Raw genomic sequence first — 26,244 nt, 5'->3', positions numbered from 1 at the left:
CACCACAAAAAGGCTATATCTTCACACTAGTAATAACGCTTTATTTTTATAAATAAAATTAAAAAAATAATAAAATTAAATTTTAATAACAATTATTTCGCGCACAAAATAAAAAATAAAATCACAGCCAGATACATTGAATGCGCCATCAACAAAAAGAATCTAATCATCAGCAAAAGAATAGCCGTCATTTTATACCCAGAGATGACTGCAGCGTTTAAACCCTAAACCACAAGCGGAAACAATAATGATATTTAATCAGTTAAACACAACCAAACGAGCCAGATGCTCTTTCATGATGGCCAGCCTAGCACTAACCATGTCGCCCCATGTGTGGGCAGACTGCAGCTATACCATCACCAACAATTGGGGCTCAGGCTTTACGGGCGAGATTACCGTCACGAACAATACCAACCAGACCGTAAATGGCTGGTCTGTTAACTGGAAAGACTCAGCCACGATTACTAACTCATGGAATGCCAACCTTAGTGGCAGCAACCCTTACACAGCAACCTCAATGGGCTGGAATGGCACCTTGGCCCCCAACGCATCGGCCAGCTTTGGCTTTCAGGGCGCGGGCAATGCGAGTGTTGCACAAGTAAACGGTAGCCTCTGCGGCCCAGCGACACCATCAACAAGCTCCAAAGCGCCCAGCTCAATAATAGCTAGCGCTACACCAGCAAGCTCAGCAGCTGCTAGCTCTACCCCAGCTAGCTCCAAACCCGTATTAAGCTCCTCAGCACCAAGCTCCAAACCCGTATTAAGCTCCGCAGCACCAAGCTCCAAACCACTCGCAGGCAGTTCATCTAGTGCACCCAATAACTCCGTGCTGATTTTGCAAGAAGAGCAGGCTGGCTTCTGCAGCGTCGATGGCTCAATTGACAACAACAATAGCGGCTTTACAGGTAACGGATTCGCCAATACGGACAACGCACAGAGTACCGCAATCACGTGGGCTGTTAATGCCTCCAACAGCAGCCGCTATACCCTGATTATTCGCTTTGCTAATGGCGGAACTGGCAATAGAAACGGTTCATTGGTTATTAACGGCGGCAGCAACGGTAACTACACAGTAGAGCTTCCCACAACAGGTAGTTGGACCAATTGGCAAACCGTTTCTATCGATGTGGATTTGGTGCAGGGTAACAACAGTTTGCAGCTAACCGCACTCACTGCAGATGGCTTAGCAAATATAGATTCTCTAACGACTCAGGGCCCACAAGCCAGTGCAGGCACTTGTGGCGCGGTTGCCAGCAGTGCAGTAGCAAGCAGCAAGGCTACAGCAAGCTCTGCCCCCGCAAGTTCCAAAGCCAGCTCGTCTACCACAACAGGTGGCACAGCAGACTGCAACAGCATTAACAATCAACCAATCATAACGGTTGCAGCTGATGGTTCGGGCCAATTCAAAACTGTACAAGCTGCACTCGATAGCATTTCTAGCTCGAATAAAACCCAAACACAACTTCGCATTAAACCTGGTATTTACCGAGAAAAATTAGAAGTAACCAAACCCTTCGTAACTTTTTGCGGCCAATTAGGAAAAGAGACATCTACAGTTTTAACTTATAACGACGGCGCCAGCACCATCGGCTCTAACGGCGCTGCGATAGGTACTTCTGGAAGCGGCAGCGTAACCATTAAAGCCAATGATATTTCTGTAGAAAACATTACGATTGAAAACACGCGAGGCCAAGGCACTCAAGCAGTAGCACTCTACGCGCGCGGTGATCGCTTGCAATTTCGCAACTGCCGCCTGCTGGGTTTCCAAGATACGCTTTATGTAAACGGTGGCACTCAGTACTACCGCAACTGCCACATTGAAGGCAGCGTTGATTTTATTTTTGGTGCTGCAACGGCCGTGTTTGAAAACAACACCATCCACAGTGTTGCTAGCGGCACCTCACTTACCGCCCCCTCAACTGCCCAAGGAACAAACTACGGCATAGTGTTTCTTGGTGGAAAGGTGACTGCAGTTTCTAGCATCAGTAAGGGCTCTGTGGCTTTAGGGCGCAACTGGGGCGCCTATGGCGCAGCAACCTATATTCGCACTGACCTAGGCCAGCACATTTCACCTTTAGGCTGGGTAAAAATGAGTTCGAACACCCTCGACACCGCTAGATTTTCTGAGTACCAAACTACGGGGGCAGGCGCCAACCCATCAGCGCGCGCGCCGCAAGCCACGCAACTCTCTTCATCACAAGCTGCAGCTTATACAGTGAGTAACATCTTCGGGTCTTGGGCACCAAGCTTTAGCAAATAGTAAAAAATATTCATATTTACTATTTAATTTTCAAAAGGAATGGAGGCTTCGGTCTCCAAATCGCATAGCGTTTAAAACAACAGCTAGGACAAAAAGTCGGGCAGGCATTTAAGCAGTGCAAAAAATAGCGGTAACCTTCGCCAAAAGGTTGCCACGAAAATATACACACCATCACACAGTGAGCAATACATAATGAAAAACAATCGACTAACTTCTACAAAGCGAAAAGGGTGTTCGTTCATTCTGGCTGGTTTGTCGCTTGCAATTTCGTCTCATACTTGGGCGAGCTGCAGCTATACAATTACCAACAACTGGGGCTCAGGTTATACCGGCGAAATTACGGTTACCAACAACACCAACCAAACAGTCACCGGCTGGGCGGTAAGCTGGAAAGACGCAGGCACCATTTCTAACTCATGGAATGCCAATCTTTCCGGTTCAAATCCCTATAACGCAACTTCTATGAGCTGGAACGGTACCTTGGCCCCAAATGGCTCTGCAAGTTTTGGCTTTCAAGGTAACGGGAGCGCAAGTGCAGCTGTCGTGAGCGGCAGCCTCTGCGCTGCTGCAGCCTCATCAGCGTCGAGCACTATTGCGCCAACCTCCGTCGTACCTAGCTCTAAACCAGCCAGCTCCATTGCGCTCAGCTCTGCAGCACTCAGTTCAAAACCACTCAGCTCCATGACACCAAGCTCAAGACCTCTCAGCTCAAAAGCAGCGAGTTCCTCAAGTGCAGCTGCTCAAACCACGTTTGTGATTCAAGAAGAACAACCAGGCTTCTGCAGTGTTGATGGCTCGATCGACAACAATAACAGCGGCTTCATCGGCAGCGGCTTTGCCAACACAGACAATACGCAAGGCGCGGCAATTAAGTGGACCGTGAATGCATCCAACAGCAGCCGTTACACAGTCACTATCCGCTTTGCAAATGGCGGCAGCGGCAACAGAAATGGTTCTCTGCTAGTTAATGGTGGCAGCAATGGTAACTACACCGTTGCACTGCCTTCTACCAATAGTTGGACCAGCTGGCAAACTGCATCGGTAGATGTAGATTTAGTACAGGGCAACAACAACCTGCAACTCACTGCGCTCAGCGCCGATGGATTAGCGAACATAGACTCTATAACACTACAGGGCCCGCAAGCCAGCGCAGGAACCTGTGGCACTGTTGTAAGCAGTGCAGTAGCGAGCAGCAAACCCGCTGCCAGCAGTACACCTGTAGCTAGCAGCGCACCTGCTGCCAGCTCCACACCAAAAAGCTCTTCATCAATGGCTGCATCCAGCGCACCTGTGATCGGCAACGGAAATATGCTGTCGCAAGATGGTAACCCCGTGCACTCACGCTACAACAAGTACAAAACCGAATGGCCGCAAAGCAGCGCTGACATTATTTTGTCTCATCAATACACCAATGGTGGATGGCCAAAAAATCAGGCTTATGACGCTGCAGGTTCAGGTGGCGATGGCTTAGGTACATTTGACAATGGCGCAACCACTCTGGAAATGACGTTTTTAGCGGATGTATATCGCAACAATAAAAATGTTAAGTACCGTGATTCAGTGCGTAAAGCTATGGACTACACCCTCAAGGCGCAATACTCCTCAGGTGGCTGGCCACAGTTTTACCCGCTAAAAGGCGGCTATGCAGATCATGTTACGTTTAATGATAACGCCATGTCGCGCGTCCTCACTGTGTTACAACATATTGTGCAAAAAGACGCTCCCTATGACACCGACGTGATCACCGACGATCAACGCGCAAAAGCACGAGTAGCGGTAGAAAAAGGCGTTGACTACATCATCAAGTCACAATGGAAGCAAAACGGTAAGCTCACCGTATGGTGCGCGCAACACGGTAAAGATGACTATTTACCAAAAGCTGCGCGTGCTTACGAGCTGGAATCATTGAGCGGCAGCGAATCAATAGAAGTGATTGCCTTCCTAATGACTCAACCGCAAACCACGGCTGTAACCACAGCAGTAAAAGCGGGCTTAGCTTGGTTCAAAAGCCCCAATACTTATCTTGCTAACTACACCTACGACAAGACCATTGAAGAAAAAATTGTTCCGAAAGCTGGCAGTAAAATGTGGTACCGATTCTACAAGCTCGACACCAATCGCGGCTTCTTTAGCGATCGCGACGGCGGCACCTACTACGACATTATGCAAATTTCTGCAGAGCGTCGTAACGGTTACAGCTGGGGCGGAGACTACGCCAGCAACTTAATTAACTATGCGGCGAGTGTAGGTTACTAAACCAAATTAAACTCAGAAAGCCCACCAAAAAAAGGCAGCTAGTTACAAACTAGCTGCCTTTCATTTTTAAAAACACTACACCTACTTAAACCTGCCACAATATAAATTTCTAACAAAACCCGCTTGTTGCTATCTACAGAAAATCTACCACAAAGTACTTATTCCCTATTCCCTCAGGCCTACCCTAGCATTGCAAACTTAAGCATTTAACACCCAATTAGATCCCCGCTATAGATCATACAGCCTCCATCTGCTCGACAAGGTTAGAAATCTCCCCATCAATAGCATCACCGCTTTCAAGTAAAAGCGTCATTCTCATTTCAAATTCATTGATAGCATTGTCAAACACAACCACACCGGGGCCCTTCAGCTCTAATATAGCGTAGGCGCGTCTTAGTTCCGAAATAAAATTCTCGAAGGTCTTACGATTTTCATCCAGCTGAAAGGCATAGCGAATATTTAAGTTATTAAGCATATTTTTTATACTTTTCTTTTTTTCGACAAATTCCGATACATCATTATTTTCAAGCTCAACACCACCGAGATACTTAAGACGCTCACTAGCAACCTCAATAACCATTTTAAAATTTGTATCAAGCATTGCCGGTGTATCGCTAAGATTAGCACTAGAGGTCATAGCGCGAATATTGGGATACACAAATAAAGTGCCATCCTCAACATGCACCACAGGCTCAATACTATCTGATGATATTAGTTTCTGCCTCTGCTGCTCGTTAAACTTATTGGCAGGAATATATTCCTTTTCCCCCGCGGCACAATCAATATAAAAGGCTACTTGGATATTAAAACTTTCAATAAAGCCCACCAATGTTTGAACCAGATCATCAAATGCATTGCACTGCACCAACGATAAAAAGGTATTATTAATAGCGTACACATGTTGGTAATTGACCGCTGTTTTTTCTAACTCCTGCAAGAGCAACTCAATTTCATCACTGATAGCAGGCTGCTCACTTTCAGCGCCCCCTCCAGCACCCTCATTATTTTCATGCGCGGGCAATTTTAGTTGCGTGCGCTCCAGCTGGGCAGTCTCTTCTTGTAGGCGAAAATAGAGACTATCCACTTCGCTCTCTAAAATTTCAATACAGCCCTGGCATTCTTTAACGAGCCGCTCTAAGCGATTAATCTCCTGTTCTTTTTGCTTATTTACGTCTGTAGAATCTTCAACATTAATGGATTCCTTCAGGGTTGTAATTTCACCCTCTAAGTCGTGCATAGTCTCATGCTGCACATTATTACTTTCTTTCAAGTGGTTAATTTCAGCAATAATGGAATCGGGATCATTTACATCTTTAGGCGCCATTCGGCTCATGATATTTTCATACATAGAGTCGAGATCACCTACAGGAGGTTTTTCTTTAAGCATTAACTCATAATTGGCAAGTTGTAATTTTGCCCGCCTTAGCTGCTGCTTAAGACCATTGACATGGTTATCTGATTTAAACAGTTCCACTTCAAGCTTATTGACTTGGCTGTCGATGCGCTTTCTCTGCTCGGGGCTATAGCTAAATTGAGAGCTTTTTATTTCTTGTAAAAGCCCTTTGAGATTATTGTTTTGCGCGTCACTCGCGCCGCCAAATCCATCCACATAGGCATCATCCAGAGAGCTGGTATACCCTGGCAGCTCGTCCATCGGCTCACGCTGAGCAACTCTTAATTTTCGTAACGTATGCTGAAGATGGCTAATCACTGCAGAGCTTTCAGTATTATTACTTTCAAGCTTGCTCTGCTCTCTTTTAAGGTCTCGCAAAGCTCGCTGCAACTCTTCATTATTATGTTGTTGCTTAGCGAGTCCGTCACTACGCTCTTGCAGTTGACTCTCTAAGTCTTCAATTTTCTGTTTGAGGTGATCCGTACTCTGATTATTCCACTTGAGTATTTCTCCGAGCCTGCGCTCCAGCAGGCCCCAACCAGCATGGGTAATACCGCGTTCGGCGTATAACTCATATTCCGCACTTAAGTACAAATGTCGCAGCGCTGCAATTTTTCCACTAAACGGATCATCATTATTAAATGTAGGCTGCACATTGCCGGTAGATCGCTCAAAGCGTTGCGAAGCGTCCTCGATAGCGCGGCTAAAATAGTCCTCTAAAGAGCTTTTAACGGCTGCCGCCTTACTTTTATTGTAGAAGGCCTCGCTACTCTTACTTTCCTCAACCGTGGCATTAAGCTTTTCGAACATTTTTGCGATGATTTTTTTCTGGCGCAGTATGTGTGCAATTGAAAATGCCAATACCACCATAAGAACGAGACTGAGCTCACCCAATACGATAGAGGCTATAGAAAATTTAATATTCATATGAATAATATGCAGTGGCGGTTTTGCCTTAAGATTAGCACAGGCATCAGAAGCCGAAAGTAGCTACGTTGGAGCAGGTCTCACTTTGGAATATAGGGGTTTATTTTAATTAGAAAAAAACCCTATTTTTTGGCAATCCATCCAGAAGAATAATACTTCATCGCCCCATCAAAAGCTTTTCGACATATCTATTGGGTTTGCATCTAGACTAAGTTGGTTTTTTCGCGCCAATAGGCTTTAACTCCCTCTTCACCCTTCCCCTGTGCCCAGCGGGTCAACTGTTCGCGCTCTTCCACATAATCGAAAAAAGGTACCGCCATTCCACAAGAGCTCTGCACCAAATCAATGCGCACATCAAAAATTTGTCGCGCACCAGGCAGAGGATTGAATTCAGCATAGAGTTCAGCCCAGGCATCATCTTGTGGCTGTACACAGCGCGCATGACCATAAAGCCGCAAAATAATTGGATTACCTTCAAAAGCAGCAAACATGATGGTCATGCGCGAATGGCTTTGTAGGTGCGCCGCCGTTTCATTACCGCTACCTGTTACATTGAGCCAAACAACACGATTGGCATTCAATACCCGCAATGAGTCCATTCCCTTGGGAGAAATATTTACGCGACTATCGTCTGTAGCCGTACCGACAAAAAAAAGTTTTTGCTGTGCGATAAAATCTTGGTGCTCTAGTGAAATACTATCAAAGCGCTTGCCCATCAAAGGCTCCTTTTTATTATGCAAGAAAAGACTTGCAACATGAGAAATGAATATTCGGCATTCTTTATAAAATATTTTGAGTTGCAGGTGTTCTATTTATTGCGTGCAGTTAGGCGCAACAACATAGCATCGCGGTCTATTACAAAATCGTAACGCCCAAGTATATCTATTCCAAGCAAACCATCAAACTGAGTCATATCACCCATAGGTAAGCGGGCCAACATATGGCGCTGAAACAACAGCGAGCCCATAGCTAAGCTGTCTACGCCAAACAAATAGCTTTCCACCACACCACTCGCCGTATTCAACTGAATTGGCTTTGTGGCCCCCACAATATAGGGATACTTAGCAATAAATTGAGTAGACACACCACTAATAGATGCGCCAGTATCCAAGAGTAATTTGGCATTATTACCATTGATAGACACAGCCACCAAATATTGATCACCAAAATGGGCAAGCGGTATAGCAACCTCATCTGTTACTTCAGCGCCACCGCCCAACTTAGATAAAATAGCTTCCGCTTGGGATTGTACTGCGGGGTCATTGGCTGCCATGAGTGCGTGATATTGCGCTTGATATTCATCGCCCGCCTGCAACTGTAAGTCTGCCAACATGAGGTGTAGTGCGCCATCATCGGCGGTACTCTTCACCAGCGTATCAAGCTGTGCAATTAACCAACTGGGGCCTGCTCCATTGGGCAATTGAAATAGTTTATCTTGATAAAGTGCAACCAAATAAGCTTTGATTTGGGACAAGGCCTGCTCGCGCAAATTCACATCAACTTCTACATCCAAATAACGAAACCAAGCTTCCAAAGCTAAAGTTGGTTTATGTTGTTGTTGATAAATTTGCGCTAAATATAACCATGCCTGAGCTGAACCGCTGTGCGTTTTCACATAAGCCTGCAGCAACCGCTCTGCTGCGGCCACATCGTTGACCGCTAACAGCTGCTGAATACGCGCCCAAGAAAATAACTCAGCATGAGGTGCCGCATCGGGCTCTAATATAGCGAGAGCTGTTGTAGAAGGGTCTGTTGTAGATGGTGCTGTTAAAACCTGAGCATGCTGCTGGCGCACATCTGTGGTGCCATCGATGTTAATAGCACTGTGAATGGCGTCACTCGCAGCACCTAGCCCATGGCGATATTCATTCACCGCCATGCCTGCCACAAAGGCACACCCCATCATCGTTATTATTGTCAGCGATTTCATATGAGTAACTTATCAAAATTTTTCTTCTAGGATATCCAGTGACCTTAAAAAATAACTAAAGTGCACACACAGCTACCAAAGCATAATACCAAAGCGACGCACCAATAAACCGAAAAGACCAAATGATGCTAAAGTGATCGCTACCGAGGCCAAAAGACTTGGCCAAAAGCCCCAGCGGGCCAGCATCCAGGGAAACACTAAAAACATCGGTAAGGTTGGCACTACATACCAAAAGGTGTACCACGCATGGTTGGCAATCTTGGTGGTCGGTTGATTTTCTACATAAAGCCAGATCAAGGTCAATACCGTTACCATCGGCAGTGCTGCAACTAAACCGCCGAGTTTATCGCTGCGTTTAGCCACTTCAGAAATCAATACGACCAAAGCAGCCGTTATAAGGTATTTCGTTATTATCCAATTCATGTTTCTTTACTCGATCAAATCATGATACGCAAAGTTTATTTATTTTTTTGTGCAGCTATTATTGGCACACAATCTAAACCCATCACGCAATAAAACGCTGCCATGGTCTAGATGTTAACTCCCTGAGTTACCCCAAGGCCGCCACTATGTCATCCTCTAGCGCCTCAGGTTTTGTGATGCTCGCATAGCGCTTAATAGGCACGCCATCGCGACCAATCAAAAACTTGGTGAAGTTCCATTTTATGGCTTCTCCCAAAAATCCCGGTTTGTCTTGCTTTAGCCATTGGTAGATAGGATGTGCTTCGGCGCCATTCACATCTATCTTGGCGAACATTGGAAAACTCACCCCATAATTAAGCTGACAAAGTTGCGAGATGTCATCCGCAGTACCAGGCTCTTGGCCACCAAATTGATTGCAGGGAAAGCCGAGAATTACCAGCCCCTGCGCAGCATATTTTTTATTGAGCGCTTCTAGACCCGCATATTGTGGTGTAAAGCCGCATTGACTGGCGGTGTTAACCACTAATACAACTTTGTTGGCGTAGTCCGCCATGGGCTGTGGTTCACCGGCCAAGCGGTTAGCGCTGAATTGATAAAATTCACTCATACTTTGCTCCTCATTCATTTGTGGGCTTACCTATGCATTGACTGCAGAGCTATATGCATTGACTGCGGAGCTATACATTGACTGCGGCAATATTTTTACAGAACTGGGCGTGCCAGTGAAAACCGAGTTGCCGTTGTAGTGTATTCATTACCACCCATTTTCCCGATAGTATTTAATAAATCGGCTGAAATTTTTTCATCAACTACAACCGCATCGTTAACATAGATAGCCACAACATCCAAAAACATCATAGTGCCCGCCATAGGCCCCTCACCAATCGTTTTGAGTTCCCGCAGCGTACATTCATAGCGAACACCTGCTGCCGCTATGCCCGCAGGCTTAACCTGCAGACTTGGTGCAGTGACAATGGCGAGCGCATCGACTTCTGAAACGTCCGCCGGATACTCAGCGCAACTCGCGTTCATCTGCTCGGCCAATTCACGGCTGACAATGTTAACGACGCATTCACCGGTGGTGCGCAGATTATGCAAGGTGTCTTTTTCCAGACGATTGCGCGGATTCACTTGCGTCACACTTAACACCGGAGGATAGCAGCTCGCCACCGTAAAAAATGAGTAGGGCGCTAGGTTTAAGACCCCTGTCGCACTGAGGCTGGTAATCCAAGCTATAGGCCTCGGCGTTATAGCACCTACAAGCAATTGGTAAGCGGCTTGCGCTGATAAGTCTTGCGCCCTGAAATTCATAATTAATAATCAGCCGCAGGTTTAGTTAAGGATTGTATTTTAATATTGCGATAAAAAACCTCAGCACCTTCTGACTGAATCTGCAGATGCCCACGCATAAGCGGCACACGCTCACCTGCGACAGTTTGCTGGGAATTAAATGCACGCAAAACCTCATGACCATTTACCTTGTGAATCAAGGTTTCACCGTCGGCAATAATTTCCATGGTATCCCACTGACCGCGCGGTTTCTCATAGAGGCCCAGCTTTAAAATGCGCGCGGCAATATTATCTTTGCGTGGCAACTCAGGCGCGTAGCGATAGAATTTCCAATCACCTTCATGGGCATCACCCACGTGTGCATTTACAGTCACGCCATCTAAACTGTGATAGTCGCCGCTGTCGCCCTCTTGAATTTGAAATTCATGACTGCGCATCCAATGCTCACTCTGGGCACCTTGAGGCCCCACAGCAAAATACAGCATGCCGCTATCGCGCACCACGTCTAAGCGCGGCGGCCACTTTTTGTCGCCCCATTTGATCTCAAAGCTGAGATGAAAATTATCAAACTCAGCAAGGCTGGTTAAGCCACCCCACTCCTCACCTGACACACGCAGAATGCCATCTACCACACTAAACACTTTTTTAGGATCGTCATTAACGCCGCGCGGTTGATGCTTGGACTTTAAGTTGTACTCATTTGTTTCGGGCTGATAGCTTACATAGGGTTCCCAGCCACTTAAGTCTTTACCATTAAACAGAGTTTGCCAGGCCTGACCTTCCTTTGATGCTAGGGGCGAATCTGTCGCTAGCAGCTGCGCAGCCAATAACGGTGACGATAACAAGATAAAACTCATGAAGCGTAAAAAGGATTTCATATGGCGCTCTTAAATGTGATGGACGTTAATTATTGTGACTGCACTATGCCGCCATAGTTAGCAGTTGGGGGGATTGTTGATATCTACACAAGCATTCTTACAGTCCTTTACCTTTTTAAAACGCGACTAAGGTTAATACTCAAGCTCAGTAGCACCACCATCAATACTTCAACTTCAATATTCGGCACAACTTGCGCCACATTATCATGCAAGTAACCCGAACAACACTCGCGCCCCTCGGCAAGGGCGCCCAATGATCGTTTTTGTCCCTTTCGGCGTAACACACCCTAACATCTAACAGTTTAAAGTTGGTAAACATGAAACTTCTTTCGGTCACCCTACTCATGACATTTCTCTGTTCCTGCAGCCACCAATCCATCGAGGAATACAGCCAAAACAAACCGGCCTTTGACGTTGAAGCGTTTTTTGCAGGCGAGCTAGAAGCACATGGCGTGATTAAAAATCGTTCTGGCAAGGTTACGCGTTATTTTACCGCGAATATTTCAGCTAATTGGGTTGATGGAGTCGGCACGCTGGAAGAAATTTTTCATTTTAATGATGGCGAGTTGCAACAACGTACCTGGACACTGACGCCATTTGAACGAGGATATAAAGCAGCAGCCAATGATGTAATTGGCCAAAATATTGCCTTGGTTGAAGGTAATGCCATGCAACTAAACTATCGCCTAACGATCACCTATAAAGGAAAACCGCTGGAACTGAGCGTGGAGGATTGGATGTGGCGTATTGATCACAGTACTGTTTTAAATGAGTCCACATTGCGCAAGTGGGGCTTTAAAGTTGGCAGCATCCAGTTGGTCATTCGCAAAAAAGCCGTGCCTTAGCATTAAAAATGCCAAACAGCTCAATCAACTGGCTGAGCGCTGGTGATCATCCAACTTTCTACGCATCTGTTTTATCTTTTTGGAATTACCCAGCTTCGTATAGATGTCTAAAGCAAATTCATAAAACAATGCCTCCTGTGGCAATTTTTTTATCGCGGCCTCAATCCTTCGTGCCGCCTCATCTAAATTACCTTGCGCCAATTGCTCTTGTGCACGCATATAAAGGAAGTAAGGGTTGGCCTTGCGATGGTCACTCACCTGCACCGCAAAAAATTGGGCGCGCGCTTGATCGCCCATGTCTTCATAAAGGCTAGCCAAGTTGTGCATTATGGTAAGGTCTTTTGGGTTATAACTTAGCCCTTTTAAATAAAGCGCCTCAGCTTCTGGCATCATTTGCTGCCGCTGATAAAGGCTGCCGATGTTACTCCATAGATAACTCAGATCTCCCGCTAAGAGCAACGCCTTGCGCAGGTGTAGGAAGCTCTGCCGTGCATCACCCTTTGCGACCAAATCCAACGCCCGATTACTGTAAAACTGCGCAGCAATCGCGGTGCGTGAAATCGGGTATTGGGTGTAGTCCTCACGATAGCGACGCATTTCCAAATCCACCACTATATCGCGCTGATCCACTCTCCCCATATCTCTACCCCATGCCCCCCAGAGCGCATGCGAAAAAACCACCCGCGCATTAACGTGCCGCATAAAGATGAAGGTGTCATTATCACGCATACTCCAAGAGGGCGGTAAAATAACCTCGTTATAACGCGCATCCAAATCCAAATAGCGCGCCAGCTCCACATACAGCAAGGTGTAACTAAGGCAATTAGCCTTAGCTTGCTGGAATGCCTCAGCTCCTGTAATGGTGGTGCGCGCACTGTAAGTAAGCCCACGGCCTCCCGCAGTTTGCGGCAATATTAACTGCTGATGTAGCAGCTCCGCGCGACGACGGCTACGTGGTTCGCGCATTGCAATTTGGTCTGCAAAGGCTTTCATAGCTGGGGTTAGGCTGAAGAGGTCAATTTCTGGCAACTCCTCATCCTCATAACTGTGCCCCAAAATTAAGTCGCCACCCAGCGCGCGCGCTAAACTGCTCGGATCGGGCGAATATTGAGATTTTTGCACCAGCGATGCACAACCACACAGCACGGTCAGGCAAAAAAATAGCAAAAGTCGGATGAACTTCATGGCTTATTGGCTCTTAGGATTCAAAAATTAACGTTAGTATAGATCTAAATTCGCCGTCTTCCCTTAGCGCCTGAAACCCCTAAGCCCCAGAAAAATATAGTGATTTTTCGAAAAGTACACACCCAACCAACTACATGGATAGACGCCAAGGCCGTCTATGTGGCGTCAATAGCCTCGCCTGCGCAAAAAAAGTGCGCAGCATCACCATCACCGACATTAAAAATGCACATCCCCATATCAATTTTAGGTACTAAAAAAGCGCACTGCTTTTTTTCGTGTATCAGCACTGTGCAAAACGAAGCAAAGCACTGTTTTAACGGCAACAATCTGCACTCTTATGGCGTTTTACATTAATTGGCACAGTGTTTGAATACACCTATTTGTGAACATTCAAAAAAAGACTTTTTAAGGATCGTTAAATACAAACGCTTTAATTAATTTTTAAAACCGTTTGCAGAAAATAAAAAAGTCGCTCAAGCACTATCAAAAGCATTGCCATTTTTACTACTTAATTTTTATCAGCCAGGAGCAGTTTATGTGTGATACCGCAAAACACGCGTCAGTAAGAAATATCAGCGGCGTAAAAAAAATTCTTAGTCAATTTATTCAAGCCAGCGCAGGCATTATTACTGCACTGGCCTTGGCAAGCAGCGCGCAAGCGGCAACTGGCCCAGCTGAAAAAGAAAGTTTGAAATTTGGTTTTATTAAGCTCACTGACATGGTGCCACTCGCGGTAGCTTACGAAAACGGCTACTTCGAAGATGAAGGCTTAGATGTTGAATTGGAAGCGCAGGCAAACTGGAAAGTAGTTCTCGACCGAGTGATTACCGGCGAGCTTGATGGATCACACATGTTGGCAGGCCAACCTATTGGTTCTACCATTGGTTTCGGTACTAGCGCGGACATAGTGACTGCGTTCACCATGGATCTAAACGGAAATGGATTGACCGTAGCCAACGACGTTTGGAAACAAATGAAGAAAAATGTACCCCTAGGTGCAGATGGAAAGCCGGTTCACCCCATTAAAGCTGACGCATTAAAACCAATCATTGAAAAAGCAAAAAATGCTGGGCAAACCTTCCCTATGGGAATGGTATTCCCCGTATCGACCCACAACTATGAAATTCGCTATTGGTTAGCCGCCGCAGGTATACATCCCGGTTTTTATTCACCGGCCACTGGCGATATCACCGGGCAACTTAAAGCCGATGTACTCTTATCGGTAACACCACCACCACAAATGCCCGCCACCTTAGAAGCTGGCACCATTAAAGGCTATATGGTGGGCGAGCCGTGGAATCAACAAGCAGTTTTTCGTGGCATAGGTGTACCCATCGTCACCAACCGCGATATTCACAGCAACCTAACCGAAAAAGTATTTGGGGTTTCAAAAGACTGGGCCACCAAAAACCCTAACACGCACATCCACGTAGTAAAGGCTTTAATTCGTGCTGCAAAATGGCTCGATGAAAACAACAATGCTAACCGTGCAGCGGCGGCAAAAATGATTTCTGCCGGTCACTATGTAGGTGCTGATTACAAAGTCATTGCTAACTCTATGCTCGGTAAATTTGAGTACGATCGCGGTGACTTGCGTAACGAACCAGATTTCAACGTATTCTTTCGCTACAACGCCACCTACCCCTACTACTCAGATGCAATTTGGTATTTAACGCAAATGCGTCGCTGGGGCCAAATTGGTGAAGCCAAGCCAGACAGCTGGTATCTAGAAACGGCTAAAAAAGTTTTCTTGCCTGATGTTTATCGCCAAGCCGTTGCCGACTTGATCGAAGAAAAGAAAATGTCTGCCGCAGACTTCCCGGACTTAGACAAAACCACTGGCTTCCGCGCACCTGAGGACACCAAGTTTATCGACGGCGTGCAATTTGATGCAACCAAACCCAATGAGTACCTCACCAAGTTTGCAATAGGTTTAAAAGCCGACGAAAAAATGTAAGGCAGATTTCACCCGCCTTATATAACAATCAAAATAGCGATAACTGCAGTAGCGCCACAAGCGCTGCTGCAGGCACAGAGGAAAATGTCATGAGCATTGCATTAACACAACTTAAAAATGTAAAAATAGAAATACCTTCAAGTGAAAAAATTCGCAATATAATTTTATCCACTCTGACGCCACTCATTGGCCTATTGTGCTTCCTCGCATTCTGGAGCCTGAGCGCGCCCCATGTTAAAACGTCACTCGGCGATTTCCCTGGACCAACTCAGGTTTACACCCAGTGGAACAACTTAATTGATGAACATGTCGCAGAGAAGCAGCGCGCCACCGATTTCTATATACGTCAAGACAAACGCAATGCAGCGCTCTTGGCGAAAGACCCCAATGCAGAAATAAGAGTGCGCAACTTTACCGGACGCCCGACCTTTTTTGACAAGATCACTACTAGTTTAATCACAGTGCTGTGTGGCTTCATTGCCGCCACGATTATTGCAATCCCTATTGGCATTGTGATCGGATTGAACCAACGTCTCTACCAAGCCTTTAATCCTCTCATTCAAATATTTAAACCCGTATCACCACTGGCATGGCTGCCACTTATCACACTGGTTGTGAGCGCCGTCTACACATCGGAATCACCTTTGTTTTCTAAATCTTTTGTAATCTCCATGTTTACCGTCACCCTCTGCTCCCTCTGGCCCACCATGATCAATACCGCGGTAGGTGTTGCAGGCGTGAGCAAAGATTTGATTAACGTTAGCCGTGTATTACGTCTGGGCTGGTTTACACACGTCATTAAAATTGTATTGCCATCGGCAATTCCCATGATGTTTACCGGCTTGCGTATATCACTTGGCATCGCGTGGATGGTACTGATTGCTGCTGAGATGCTGGCGCAAAACCCAGGCTTAGGAAAATTTGTGTGGGATGAATTTCAAAATGGATCGTCCGACTCTCTCAGCCGCATCTGTGTCGCCGTACTGGTTATCGGCGTCATAGGCTTCATGTTGGATCGCGCCATACTGTTGCTGCAAACCTGGTTGAACTGGGACAAAACAGCCATTGTCCGTTAATACCCATAGCGAGATGGTGTAGCCGCGCGCTTTTTCAGCCCTGCTAACACCACCCTAAATAGCAATACAGAGGAAAAAATTATGAGCCACGCACATTTAGAACTGACTCAAGTCGGTATAGATTTCCCCACCGCTAAAGGTCCTTTTTGCGCCCTACAAAATGTAAATTTAAAAATTGCCAAAGGCGAATTTGTCTCACTTATTGGCCACTCAGGCTGTGGCAAATCTACCGTTCTCAACATAGTTGCCGGGCTCTACCAGGCCACTTACGGCGGCGTGGTGCTTAACGGTAAAGAAGTGAATGAACCTGGCCCCGAACGTGCTGTCGTCTTTCAAAATCACTCGCTGCTACCTTGGTTAACGGCTTATGAAAATGTCGAACTTGGGGTGAAGCGGGTATTTAAAGGCAAAAAAACCAGAGCAGAAATGCGTGAATGGATTGAGCACAATCTTGCCTTAGTACACATGACTCACGCCATGCACAAGCGCCCCGATGAAATATCCGGCGGCATGAAGCAGCGCGTTGGTATTGCCCGCGCGCTCGCGATGGAACCCCAAGTATTATTAATGGATGAGCCTTTTGGTGCACTTGATGCATTAACCCGCGCCCATCTACAAGATTCGCTTATGGAAATCCAAAATGAATTAGGCAACACCGTGATTATGATTACCCACGATGTTGACGAAGCTGTCTTGCTGTCCGACCGTATTGTGATGATGACCAATGGTCCCTCTGCCACCATTGGTGAAATTCTCGATGTGAAATTGGAGCGCCCCCGCAATCGTTTAGATTTAGCAGACGATCCAACCTACAACGGCTATCGCTCGGCGGTGTTGCGTTTCCTTTACGAAAAACAACGCAAAGTCGAACCTATTGAAGCAAAGCGCCAAACTAAACCGAGTGAAAACAATGAGCGCGAAAAATCTAAAAGCGTTGCCTAGATAACACTCAAGCAGACAATAGCTATTTAGCTTTATGACGCCGTGAACCCTGCGGCCAACCATCCTCTGTTGCCTCTGCTTGCAGGGGCTTTTTTATGTCTGCAATATTGCTAGCTAATGCATAACCGATAAGATTGATATATCTATAACCCATAATATTTGTCACCTAAAACCCATTCCGCAACAAACATCTACTACACTCAAAGCAATCAAATATCCCTCATCACATCTCTGTATTGTACTGGCTACGACCAATGGAGCTCCTATGCCGAAAAAAATCCATATGACTCCTGAGAGCAACCAACATGGGCCTCTAAGCCTAATCAAAAGCCGGAGTACCTACGCCGACCTTATCGTGGACTATTTAGCACACCTCGGTATTGACACTGTTTTTGGTGTTCCCGGCGGCGCCATAGAGCCACTCTTAAATGCCCTCGCACGTAGCGAGCGCAAAAATGGCCCACGCTTAGTCGTTGCTCGCCACGAATGCGGTGCCGCGTTTATGGCCGATGGTTATTATCGTGAAACTGGCAAGATGAGTGTGGTGTGTAGTACCACCGGCCCAGGCGCGACCAACTTAATCACTGGCGTAGCCTCAGCGCAATTGGAAGACATCCCCATGCTCGTCATTACCGCACAAACGCCACTGCCAAAATTTGGCAAGCGCGCGCTGCAGGAGTCGAGCTGCACTGCCGTAGATACTGTCGGCATGTTTCGCTATGTCACGCGCTATAACACACTCGTGTCTCACGCTGAGCAACTTGAGGGTAAATTAGTCGCCGCCATTATGGCTGCCCACCGCGAGCCTAATAGCCCTTGCCACATCAGCATTCCCGCCGATATTTTGCGCGAAGCCTCAAGCGTTCACGCACCGCTGCCCAGTAAAATATTAGACCATCAATTTTCTCTGGCCGATGACAACACTATTGCCCAGCTTTTTCGGAAAATTGCCGCGGCCAAAAACATCACAATTTATATTGGTAAAAATGCAGGATCAGCCAGCAAACAAATAATGGAGTTTGTTGAATTAACCCATGCCGCCTTTGTTACTAACCCTATGGGTAAAGCTTGGGTCAACGAATCACATCCACTTTACTGCGGTGTCTATGGCTTTGCGGGCCATGACAGCGCGAAAGAAATATTCCAACACCCCGATATAGATTTGATTCTAGCGGTAGGCGACGCCCTCGGTGAGCTGGGCACCAGCGGTTGGAGCAGCGATTTACTCAACGATAAATTGGTGCACATAGATTCCGCTATAGAACACTTTACCCGCTCACCTATGGCCAGCTTTCATGTCTTTGGGGATTTAAACTTAATCTTTGAACGACTTTTAACACCCTTGCGTAAACTTCATCAACAAGGGCGACGCTGGGAGAATCTAATCCCCGAGCGCAGCCAAAATTGCAATGGCGGTTACATACCATTTAACGAGCCTGAAAAATGTAAGTCCAGCTCAATCCCGCTCAAGCCTCAACGTTTAATGTGTTACTTAGCCCAGCAGCTACCAGAAGATACGCGTATCTATGTAGATGCCGGCAATGGCTGGTCTTGGGCGACACACTATTTAACACGCACCAACAGCTGCGGCAATTATCGTATTGCTATGGGCTATGGGGCTATGGCTTGGGCCATAGGCGCTGCCATAGGGTCGGCACTGGCAAATCCGCGCGCACCCACGGTTTGCATCGTTGGCGATGGCTCCTACTTAATGAGCGCGCAAGAAATTAGCGTGGCAGTTCAAGAAAAGCTGTGCATTATTTTTTTAGTATTAAATGATTCGGCGCTCGGCATGGTAAAACATGGGCAGGCGCTAGGACGACAAGAATCCATAGGCTGGCAACTTAATCAAATAAACTTTGCGATGATGGCGCAAGCGATGGATGTAGAGGGCATTATTATTCGCTCACCATTAGATTTGGTCGCACTGGATTTAACGCGACTATTAAATAAAGATGGGCCCACATTATTAGATGTGCGAATTGATGGGACAGAAATTCCGCCCATGGGTGAACGCGTAAAGGGCCTCGCCGCCACACATCATTCGACGACATCATCAAACGCGCCTGATTCAGCCACTCCTGGCGGGTAAATCAACATAAATTTTAAAAATGCACACCCATAGTACAAATTCAAAATAATACTTCTATGCTAATCTTAACCTCATACCAATGAGGAGAGCGATGAGTGTCATCCAATTCAACAATACCAACCAGTGCTGCAACACTCAATATCCTCATAGTCAATCAGGATGAATCGGCACTCGACCAAATTTTTGCACACTTAACCAACGCAGGCTGCACCCAGCTCACCATGGTTAACTCTGCCAACAAAGCGCTGCGCGCGCTGCGCAAACTTCATGTAGATTTGCTTATCCTCGATGTCGACACTCAAGACATGGATGGGTGGCGTCTCGCGCGCTTAGTGCGCAGCGGAATTCTTGAGTGTCGCGCCGACATGCCGATCATCATCATGACCAGCACATGGTGCGAGCGCATTGCCGAAATCACCGCACGCGAATACGGTATTAACTTTTTATTAGCGCTCAATCAGCTTGAAAAATTGCCCGCAATGGTGGAGCAACTTTGTATCGAGCCCAAAAGTGGTATAACTAAACCGCGACTATTAATTATTGAAGACGAGCCCGATACAGCCGATTTAATCCGCCGGCTCTTATCTGCTGCATTTGACATAGAAATTGCGGGCGACGGTATTGCAGGCATTAAGGCCTGGGAGGCCGGACAACAAGACTTAGTACTGCTTGATGTGATGCTACCGCACCTATCAGGGCGCGAAGTGTTAATAGAGATTCAACGCATCAACCCCAATCAACCTGTCGTTATTATGACGGCGCACGCAGCCATTGATCAGGCAGAAGAATTGATGCTCTTAGGTGCGGTTGATTTTCTTCCCAAACCTTTTCGCGCAGATCAATTACGAAAAGTATGCGACATAGCGCTACGCCGAGATGACTACCTCGTTAGCAACGCTCAATTTGCTGAGCGCGCAAAATCCCTACAGGAGCGCGAACAAGCATTTCGCCGCCTCTATGAAAGCCACCACCAACTATTAGACACCTTACAAACGGTTGTGATGGAACTGGATGACGACTTGACGATTTGCTTTCTCAACCGTGCATGGGAAAAACTTATGGGGTTTAATCCCCAGTCCTCGATGGGGCGCCCATTAGAAGATTTTATCGCGCTTGAAGATGCGCACCCACTATGGTTATTTAAAGAGCGCATGAGCGCGCTACGACAACACAGCGAACAGCATATTGACGTAGACTTATGCCTAACGAACCAGCAGCAAAAAAAATTATGGGTGCAACTGCAAGTCAGCATGCTACATAACAATGGGGATGACACCCTCGATAGACCCAGACGCTTTTCGGTCTGTTTAAACGATGTTACCGCACAGCGCACAGCGCAAGAAAAACTTAAATTTTTTGCCTCTCACGACTCTTTGACCAAACTTTATAATCGTCATCATTTCGAGCAATCCCTCGAAAAGTTAACGCGCGAAGCGCTGCAACAGCATACGCATCACTGGTTGATTTATATAGATTTAGACCACTTCAAAATCATCAATGACACTCACGGTCATCAAAAAGGTGATGAAGTACTGCACGATGTAGCTCAGTTACTGAATCGAATCATTCGTAAACCCAATATTTTTTGTCGCCTAGGGGGCGATGAATTTGCGCTCCTGCTGCGCAATATTACCAGCGAAGAAGCGCTTGCCTGTGCCCAACATATTCAACGCAACATTAGTGATTTCAGCGTGGAGCTACAGTCACAGCGAATTAACTTGGGCTGTAGTATCGGCATGACACTCATAGACAGCAGCGTTGATAGCCCACAGGAACACTTGCGCCGTGCGGATATAGCGCTTTACGTCGCCAAGGGGCGCGGACGCAATTTAATTCATCAATTTAGCCCCGCTGATAATGACAGCGATGAGCTGCGCCTGCGCCTCGATCAGGCTCAACGCGTGCGTAAAGCTATTACCGAAGATCGCATGCTGCTCTACTTTCAACCTATTTTTGATGTAACCAAAAATGAAATTTCCTACTATGAGGCGCTCATCCGAATGCGCGATCTCGATGGGAAGATTGTCGGCCCTCATGAGTTCATTCCCGCACTCGAAGCCTCGGGAGAAATGCACTTTTTGGATCGCCGCGTGATCAACTTAGCCACGCGCGCGCTACAGCAGCAGCCCGCACTTAAGCACATTGCCATCAACTTATCTGCACAGGCGTTTAAGGATGAAAACTTGGTGCCTATCATTGTGCAAAACCTGCAGGAAACCCAGGTTAAACCACACTGCATAACATTCGAACTCACCGAGAGTGCCAGCCTATTCAATATGCAAATAACCCAGCGGGTTATTGCCGATCTACATGCCCTAGGCTGCAGTTTTTCGGTCGATGATTTTGGCTCAGGTTTTAGTAGTTTCACCTACTTAAAAGAGCTACCCGCAGATTTTATTAAGCTCGATGGTTCCTTTATTCAGAACCTACATCGCGACAAGGTTGATCAAAAACTGGTGCGTTCCATTATTCAAGTTATTCAAGCATTAGGGAAAAAGGCTGTTGCAGAATATGTGGAAAACGAAGAAATACTAGACCTGTTAATAGAGATGAAAATTGATTTTGTGCAGGGCTATCACATAGGTCGCCCTCAACCGCTGGAGGAATTATTCCCCGCCCCACCCACTCAAATGCAACAACAACGGCGACCATAAGTATTGAATCGCAACATTAAATACTTAATCACAACCATAAGCCTTACTGCGTGGAAAGCACAAAAGCAAGAACGAGCCCTCACCGCCCGTTAAAAAGCATAGTGAGGCTATTAGTTTTTCAAGGGTAAAGCGCGGGCAGGAGGCCCCAGATAATCAATGTCAGTGCAGCGCAAAGGGAGAAATGCCCCTGCCGGCTGATTATAGGCATCGCGATAACAGGCGGTAACGCCACTGGCGACCAAAAGTGCAAACATTTGATACAGCTCTTGTCCCTCAAACCCCTGATCAGCCATAAAAGCTGAACCATAGCCGTTAATATTCATCCCTTCATCGTAGTCGCGCCGCAACACCTGCTCTATTTTGTATGCCAGCGCCAAATGCGGCCCTTCAACAAATCCAAGCTTATGCCCCACTCGCTCCATCGCGGCAATGCGCTCATCACCTTTGGCAATAGGGCGCTTGTAGCCGACGATGACTGGCTTAGCATTGCGCTTTGGGATCGAGGCTAACACTATTTCTTCTGGGGTCATGCCGCCCTCATGTTGCGCGAGCGCAGTCTGAATAAAAGCCACACCTTCCACAATCGGTAGCGCGCCATAGGTGCGTGAATCCGCAGCTAGTGCACCTAATGCGGTTGCGGCTACGACCGAGCAGCGCGAAGTTCCCGCCAGAGCGCCAATTTGATTGCACCAAATACGTGGATCAGGCCAGCTGAGACAGCCATAAATTGCTTCAATCCAAGCCCCTAAAGGTGCATCAACAAGCCGTCCTGTTGCCTGCAATACCAGCAGCTGCATATAGGTTTTTTCACCAACCAATTCATCCAATAATGAATAACCATGGGTAAATACACCCTTGCCAGGAAACCATCCCCCCGTGTGACTCACAATTTTTCCGCGACGCTGCTCCAGAAAATCAATTTCATCGCGCTGTTTCTTGTTGGCTGCCTGTCGCAGTTGCTCTAAATGTAATGCCTCTTGAGTTAATGCTTCCGGATGTAAGGCTGCAGAATTTAGCTGATCAAGATTTGAGGACATAATTTTCATCCTTTACAAAAGGCATGGCGGTAATAGGCTTATTCGCCATCTCTAAACCCTGCGCCAATAACCCAGGAGCGCAGAGTAACTGCATGAGGGCGCCGCCTGCGCGCGGCTGAAAACCCAAATCGCAGAAGGCTGCAGCGGCAACACCCACATTTAGCCAGCCCTGATTGTGCGGCTCCAATTGTTCGTGCATTACCTGCCCCCAGCGCAGCGCAGCGCCAGCCGCGGGCAAGGTTAATAAGTTTTGTGCAATCTGGACACTAAGTTGATCAATCCCTGCATAAATTTGCCCAAAGCCGGGTATCTGATTTTCAGGTTGTGCGATCAAATCCAGCGCCATAGCAGCGGGATCCGACATCAAATTTTTACGCAAGAAACGCATAGTACTTTCAACTGCACCGGCACCCAAATATTGCCCGCCCATCACTCCAGTCGCTATAGGTAAAATATGCAAAGGGTCAGTTTTGCCGACAGCGGCATTCATGGCTGCTCGCGCCGCTGGATGGCGCGGCCCTGGGTGTATAAAACCTATCATTAAGGCTTCCAATAACTCCGCAACGTCTGGTTCTGGCAGTTCGCCGCGCAGTAGCAAATAAAAAACATCAACATAACTACGCCCTTGCATCAATGCCGAGAGATCGTAACCATAGCAGCGCGCACTTTGCGCAATATAGGGGTTTTCTTCACTGGGCTGCTCATGCCAAATACGCGTAGCCGCACGCTCTGCAAATGCATCATTACGGCTGCGTACGGGCTCATGGTCTCGTACTGGGATTGAAACATTAACAGCGGAAGGATCTTCTGAGACTGCATTTGTTGGTGTGACATCTGCTGCAGCAACACTCTGCACAGCAAACGGTAGAGAATCATCAGGCATAATCATTCCAAGCGTGAGTCAAACAAGGTTTAAAAATAGGTATTTATTTGCAGCCAGATACTGCGTTCTTCGAGCGGATAGTCCTCGCGTAATATTCCACTGCTGGGCTCGCGTGCATCAGTATTCGTGAAGTTACGCAGCCGTATGCTCATATCAACATTAGGCAAAATATTTTTACGCCGTAAATTCATATCAAACAACATATAATCTGCCACAGCCGCGCGCGGTGGCCCTAACGGGCTTACATCATTCTTAGCGCGCGGACGATCGCCCACCCAATTTAACTGTCCGTACCAACTCCAGCTCGGCGCAAACTCCCAATGCCCCATAAGCATAAATTGCTGCCTAGGCGCATCTACAATTTTCTCACCTGTAACGCTATCGCGCGCATTCTGCAAAGAATAATTAGCGCTCAAACGCCAGCTGGTATCGGGTTTCCAATTTAATTCCCACTCTAGCCCCTGGCCGTCTTGATCCAGCGCATTGCGCGCCGTTGCTATACCGCTATTGGGATTGGTCACAAATGCAATCATGTCTTTGGCTTGATAATCAAACAGTGTCAATGTTGTTTGCCAATGGCTATTCGAACGATAATTCAACGACCACTCAACGCTTTCCAGACGCTCTGGTCGCAAATCAGGATTACCCAAAGACACTGGATTATTTTGAAAATATTGTTCCGAAAAAGAAGCGGGACGAAAGGCGCTGCCATACAACAGTTTACTGGTGAGCTTTTCAGTTGCCGACCAGACCAAAGCAAGGCGTGGGTTACTGGTAGAGCCCACATCAGAGTAGTCGTCATAACGCAGGCCACCGGTCAACTGTAAATCGCGTGTCAGTTGCCACTCGTCTTGTAACGACAGGTAGTGTAAGTTGCGCTGGCTATCAGGAATAAATACATAGGGTGTACTACTGACATCTGTGAGCTGCCCATTGGCTACAGCAACAGAACTATCGAGCACACCCGGCCCATAATTTTTACGCTCCCCCGCATCTAATTCCTGCCGTTTAACCCCCAAGGCTAAACGCAATCTATGCCGTTCCCAGCCAGAAAAAAGCCCCACATATTCCAACTGACTATCGTCCGTACTGCCCATGAGATTTGCAATCATCCCCTCTGGGAAAAAGACAATACCGGCAGGGTTGAGGGGACTAAAATTTCCTGTTTGATCTATGGGCAACAGACTACCAGCAGGAAATAAGTTGAAATGGGTTTTCAGCTCATAGTGTAAGTGACTCACCCTGATGGTGTTTTGCCAAACATCATCGGGCTGATTTAGATGATAGCTGCCGTCAAACATCAGTATATTGCCGTCGTCGCGCCCTTCTGGATCTAGCGTTTGCGCCGCGCCTGCACCTATGCCCGCATCGCGCGATATCCAACTCCAAAAATTGAGCTGCAACTGTTCACGGGTAAAAGCGACATGGGTATCGAGCAGCTTATAGCGTGTCGCCAATGCACTCGGCGCGCGCGAGGCATTCACATCAAATAGGCCATCAAAAAAAGTTTGGAAATCCTGATTAATTCGACGCGAACTATCGCCATCGCTCTCTTGATAAGACATTGACAGCGACACCCCCCAGTCAGGCTGATTATTTGCAGCTTGAAGCCAAAGATCGCGCTCGCCAAAACTGCCCATACCAATCCCTAACTGCGACTCCGTTGTGCCGGGGCTGCGAGTAATAACATTAATCACCCCAGCAAAAGCATCTGCACCATAAATAGCAGAGCCTGGGCCACGAATAACCTCAACACGCTCAATGCTGGTTACGGGCAAACGCAATAGTGTTGGGCGCCCACCCTGCAAGCTAAATTGCACAGGCACCCCATTAAGTAGAAGCAGCACTTGAGAGTTAAAACCAGTGTGTATACCGCGCATAGAATAAACCGCATCAAGGCGGCTTAAGGAGGAGAGAGAAACATGAAGCCCCGGTACAGTTTCGAGCACATCATTAAGATTACGTGCACCCATAGCCGCAATTTCTGCTGCATAGATAACACTTGCCGTCGCGGGCGCCTTATCGAGAGTAATACTATTGCCTGTAGCAATAGAGATTTTAACCTGCCCTAGCTCACTTAATGACAGATTAAAAAAGTCGTCAACAGCCCGCAGCTCTGCATTAGCCGAGCAATAATAAGGAAACAGTAAACTTAAACAAATAAGCGCTTTAGCGCGCCAAACTGTAAACCCCTTAGCACTCATGATGACAACCTT

19 protein-coding genes are annotated in these 26,244 nt (G+C 47.0%); 8 read left to right on the top strand and 11 right to left on the bottom strand.

Features of this window, described 5'->3' with window-relative positions; all coding sequences use genetic code 11:
* The first annotated feature begins 295 nt into the window (after nt 1-295).
* Both AC0KUT_RS04505 and pelA read left to right on the top strand, forming a co-directional pair.
* On the top strand, nt 296-2,260 hold the full coding sequence (locus AC0KUT_RS04505; RefSeq protein WP_488833869.1) for a pectinesterase family protein: 1,965 nt from the start codon (nt 296-298) through the stop codon (nt 2,258-2,260).
* Nucleotides 2,261-2,452: 192 nt separating this feature from the next.
* Entirely contained in the window at nt 2,453-4,516 is a 2,064-nt protein-coding gene (gene pelA, locus AC0KUT_RS04500) for a pectate lyase (RefSeq protein ID WP_488833868.1), read from the top strand.
* Between the two features lie 235 nt (nt 4,517-4,751).
* On the opposite strand, the gene AC0KUT_RS04495 is transcribed toward pelA, so the two are convergent.
* The 7 genes from AC0KUT_RS04495 to AC0KUT_RS04465 form a co-directional block, all read right to left on the bottom strand.
* Nucleotides 4,752-6,563, bottom strand: coding sequence for a hypothetical protein (locus AC0KUT_RS04495; RefSeq protein WP_488833867.1), 1,812 nt, complete (start codon nt 6,561-6,563; stop codon nt 4,752-4,754).
* A gap of 476 nt (nt 6,564-7,039) precedes the next feature.
* A complete protein-coding gene (locus AC0KUT_RS04490) occupies nt 7,040-7,552 on the bottom strand; it encodes a pyridoxamine 5'-phosphate oxidase family protein (RefSeq protein ID WP_488833866.1) in 513 nt (170 codons plus the stop codon).
* 92 nt (nt 7,553-7,644) lie between these two features.
* Nucleotides 7,645-8,766, bottom strand: coding sequence for a retroviral-like aspartic protease family protein (locus tag AC0KUT_RS04485; RefSeq protein WP_488833863.1), 1,122 nt, complete (start codon nt 8,764-8,766; stop codon nt 7,645-7,647).
* Nucleotides 8,767-8,838: 72 nt separating this feature from the next.
* Entirely contained in the window at nt 8,839-9,189 is a 351-nt protein-coding gene (locus AC0KUT_RS04480) for a DUF3147 family protein (protein ID WP_488833861.1), read from the bottom strand.
* A gap of 127 nt (nt 9,190-9,316) precedes the next feature.
* On the bottom strand, nt 9,317-9,796 hold the full coding sequence (locus tag AC0KUT_RS04475; RefSeq protein ID WP_488833859.1) for a glutathione peroxidase: 480 nt from the start codon (nt 9,794-9,796) through the stop codon (nt 9,317-9,319).
* A gap of 95 nt (nt 9,797-9,891) precedes the next feature.
* A complete protein-coding gene (locus AC0KUT_RS04470) occupies nt 9,892-10,500 on the bottom strand; it encodes a flavin reductase family protein (protein WP_488833856.1) in 609 nt (202 codons plus the stop codon).
* A gap of 2 nt (nt 10,501-10,502) precedes the next feature.
* Nucleotides 10,503-11,357, bottom strand: a complete 855-nt coding sequence (locus AC0KUT_RS04465) for a 3-keto-disaccharide hydrolase (protein WP_488833854.1) — start codon at nt 11,355-11,357, stop codon at nt 10,503-10,505.
* A gap of 317 nt (nt 11,358-11,674) precedes the next feature.
* Between AC0KUT_RS04465 and AC0KUT_RS04460 the strand changes: the two genes are divergently transcribed.
* Nucleotides 11,675-12,202, top strand: a complete 528-nt coding sequence (locus tag AC0KUT_RS04460; RefSeq protein ID WP_488833852.1) for a DUF3833 domain-containing protein — start codon at nt 11,675-11,677, stop codon at nt 12,200-12,202.
* Between the two features lie 24 nt (nt 12,203-12,226).
* On the opposite strand, the gene AC0KUT_RS04455 is transcribed toward AC0KUT_RS04460, so the two are convergent.
* On the bottom strand, nt 12,227-13,387 hold the full coding sequence (locus AC0KUT_RS04455; RefSeq protein WP_488833850.1) for a hypothetical protein: 1,161 nt from the start codon (nt 13,385-13,387) through the stop codon (nt 12,227-12,229).
* Between the two features lie 535 nt (nt 13,388-13,922).
* Between AC0KUT_RS04455 and AC0KUT_RS04450 the strand changes: the two genes are divergently transcribed.
* The 5 genes from AC0KUT_RS04450 to AC0KUT_RS04430 all read left to right on the top strand — a co-directional run bounded on the left by AC0KUT_RS04450 (nt 13,923) and on the right by AC0KUT_RS04430 (nt 22,108).
* Entirely contained in the window at nt 13,923-15,344 is a 1,422-nt protein-coding gene (locus tag AC0KUT_RS04450) for a CmpA/NrtA family ABC transporter substrate-binding protein (protein ID WP_488833849.1), read from the top strand.
* A gap of 89 nt (nt 15,345-15,433) precedes the next feature.
* Complete coding sequence (locus AC0KUT_RS04445) at nt 15,434-16,420, top strand: ABC transporter permease (protein WP_488833848.1); 987 nt, start codon at nt 15,434-15,436, stop codon at nt 16,418-16,420.
* A gap of 81 nt (nt 16,421-16,501) precedes the next feature.
* Entirely contained in the window at nt 16,502-17,362 is an 861-nt protein-coding gene (locus AC0KUT_RS04440; RefSeq protein WP_488833847.1) for an ABC transporter ATP-binding protein, read from the top strand.
* A 265-nt stretch (nt 17,363-17,627) separates the two neighbouring features.
* Entirely contained in the window at nt 17,628-19,454 is a 1,827-nt protein-coding gene (locus tag AC0KUT_RS04435; RefSeq protein WP_488833846.1) for a thiamine pyrophosphate-binding protein, read from the top strand.
* Nucleotides 19,455-19,549: 95 nt separating this feature from the next.
* Nucleotides 19,550-22,108, top strand: coding sequence for a two-component system response regulator (locus tag AC0KUT_RS04430; RefSeq protein ID WP_488833845.1), 2,559 nt, complete (start codon nt 19,550-19,552; stop codon nt 22,106-22,108).
* A gap of 110 nt (nt 22,109-22,218) precedes the next feature.
* On the opposite strand, the gene AC0KUT_RS04425 is transcribed toward AC0KUT_RS04430, so the two are convergent.
* From AC0KUT_RS04425 to AC0KUT_RS04415, 3 genes are read right to left on the bottom strand one after another with little or no spacing between them, the layout of a single operon-like run.
* Nucleotides 22,219-23,145, bottom strand: coding sequence for a citrate synthase family protein (locus AC0KUT_RS04425; RefSeq protein ID WP_488833843.1), 927 nt, complete (start codon nt 23,143-23,145; stop codon nt 22,219-22,221).
* Nucleotides 23,129-24,028: a citrate synthase family protein gene (locus tag AC0KUT_RS04420; RefSeq protein WP_488833842.1), complete on the bottom strand. Its 900-nt coding sequence runs from the start codon at nt 24,026-24,028 to the stop codon at nt 23,129-23,131. Before AC0KUT_RS04420 ends, AC0KUT_RS04425 begins: the two co-directional genes overlap by 17 nt.
* A gap of 29 nt (nt 24,029-24,057) precedes the next feature.
* Complete coding sequence (locus tag AC0KUT_RS04415; RefSeq protein WP_488833841.1) at nt 24,058-26,232, bottom strand: TonB-dependent receptor plug domain-containing protein; 2,175 nt, start codon at nt 26,230-26,232, stop codon at nt 24,058-24,060.
* Nucleotides 26,233-26,244: the final 12 nt, after the last annotated feature.

The sequence above is a fragment of the Cellvibrio sp. 25HG11W-0 genome (genome assembly GCF_057815475.1).
Note: the sequence above shows the minus strand (reverse complement) of the source record. Positions and strands in the feature narration are given on the sequence as shown.

Coding starts and splice junctions, on each gene's coding strand:
- AC0KUT_RS04505 (WP_488833869.1), top strand. CDS start 296: ATGATGGCCAGCCTAGCACTAACCATGTCGCCCCATGTGTGGGCAGAC.
- pelA (WP_488833868.1), top strand. CDS start 2,453: ATGAAAAACAATCGACTAACTTCTACAAAGCGAAAAGGGTGTTCGTTC.
- AC0KUT_RS04490 (WP_488833866.1), bottom strand. CDS start 7,552: ATGGGCAAGCGCTTTGATAGTATTTCACTAGAGCACCAAGATTTTATC.
- AC0KUT_RS04485 (WP_488833863.1), bottom strand. CDS start 8,766: ATGAAATCGCTGACAATAATAACGATGATGGGGTGTGCCTTTGTGGCA.
- AC0KUT_RS04480 (WP_488833861.1), bottom strand. CDS start 9,189: ATGAATTGGATAATAACGAAATACCTTATAACGGCTGCTTTGGTCGTA.
- AC0KUT_RS04475 (WP_488833859.1), bottom strand. CDS start 9,796: ATGAGTGAATTTTATCAATTCAGCGCTAACCGCTTGGCCGGTGAACCA.
- AC0KUT_RS04470 (WP_488833856.1), bottom strand. CDS start 10,500: ATGAATTTCAGGGCGCAAGACTTATCAGCGCAAGCCGCTTACCAATTG.
- AC0KUT_RS04465 (WP_488833854.1), bottom strand. CDS start 11,357: ATGAAATCCTTTTTACGCTTCATGAGTTTTATCTTGTTATCGTCACCG.
- AC0KUT_RS04460 (WP_488833852.1), top strand. CDS start 11,675: ATGAAACTTCTTTCGGTCACCCTACTCATGACATTTCTCTGTTCCTGC.
- AC0KUT_RS04455 (WP_488833850.1), bottom strand. CDS start 13,387: ATGAAGTTCATCCGACTTTTGCTATTTTTTTGCCTGACCGTGCTGTGT.
- AC0KUT_RS04450 (WP_488833849.1), top strand. CDS start 13,923: ATGTGTGATACCGCAAAACACGCGTCAGTAAGAAATATCAGCGGCGTA.
- AC0KUT_RS04445 (WP_488833848.1), top strand. CDS start 15,434: ATGAGCATTGCATTAACACAACTTAAAAATGTAAAAATAGAAATACCT.
- AC0KUT_RS04440 (WP_488833847.1), top strand. CDS start 16,502: ATGAGCCACGCACATTTAGAACTGACTCAAGTCGGTATAGATTTCCCC.
- AC0KUT_RS04435 (WP_488833846.1), top strand. CDS start 17,628: ATGCCGAAAAAAATCCATATGACTCCTGAGAGCAACCAACATGGGCCT.
- AC0KUT_RS04425 (WP_488833843.1), bottom strand. CDS start 23,145: ATGTCCTCAAATCTTGATCAGCTAAATTCTGCAGCCTTACATCCGGAA.
- AC0KUT_RS04420 (WP_488833842.1), bottom strand. CDS start 24,028: ATGCCTGATGATTCTCTACCGTTTGCTGTGCAGAGTGTTGCTGCAGCA.
- AC0KUT_RS04415 (WP_488833841.1), bottom strand. CDS start 26,232: ATGAGTGCTAAGGGGTTTACAGTTTGGCGCGCTAAAGCGCTTATTTGT.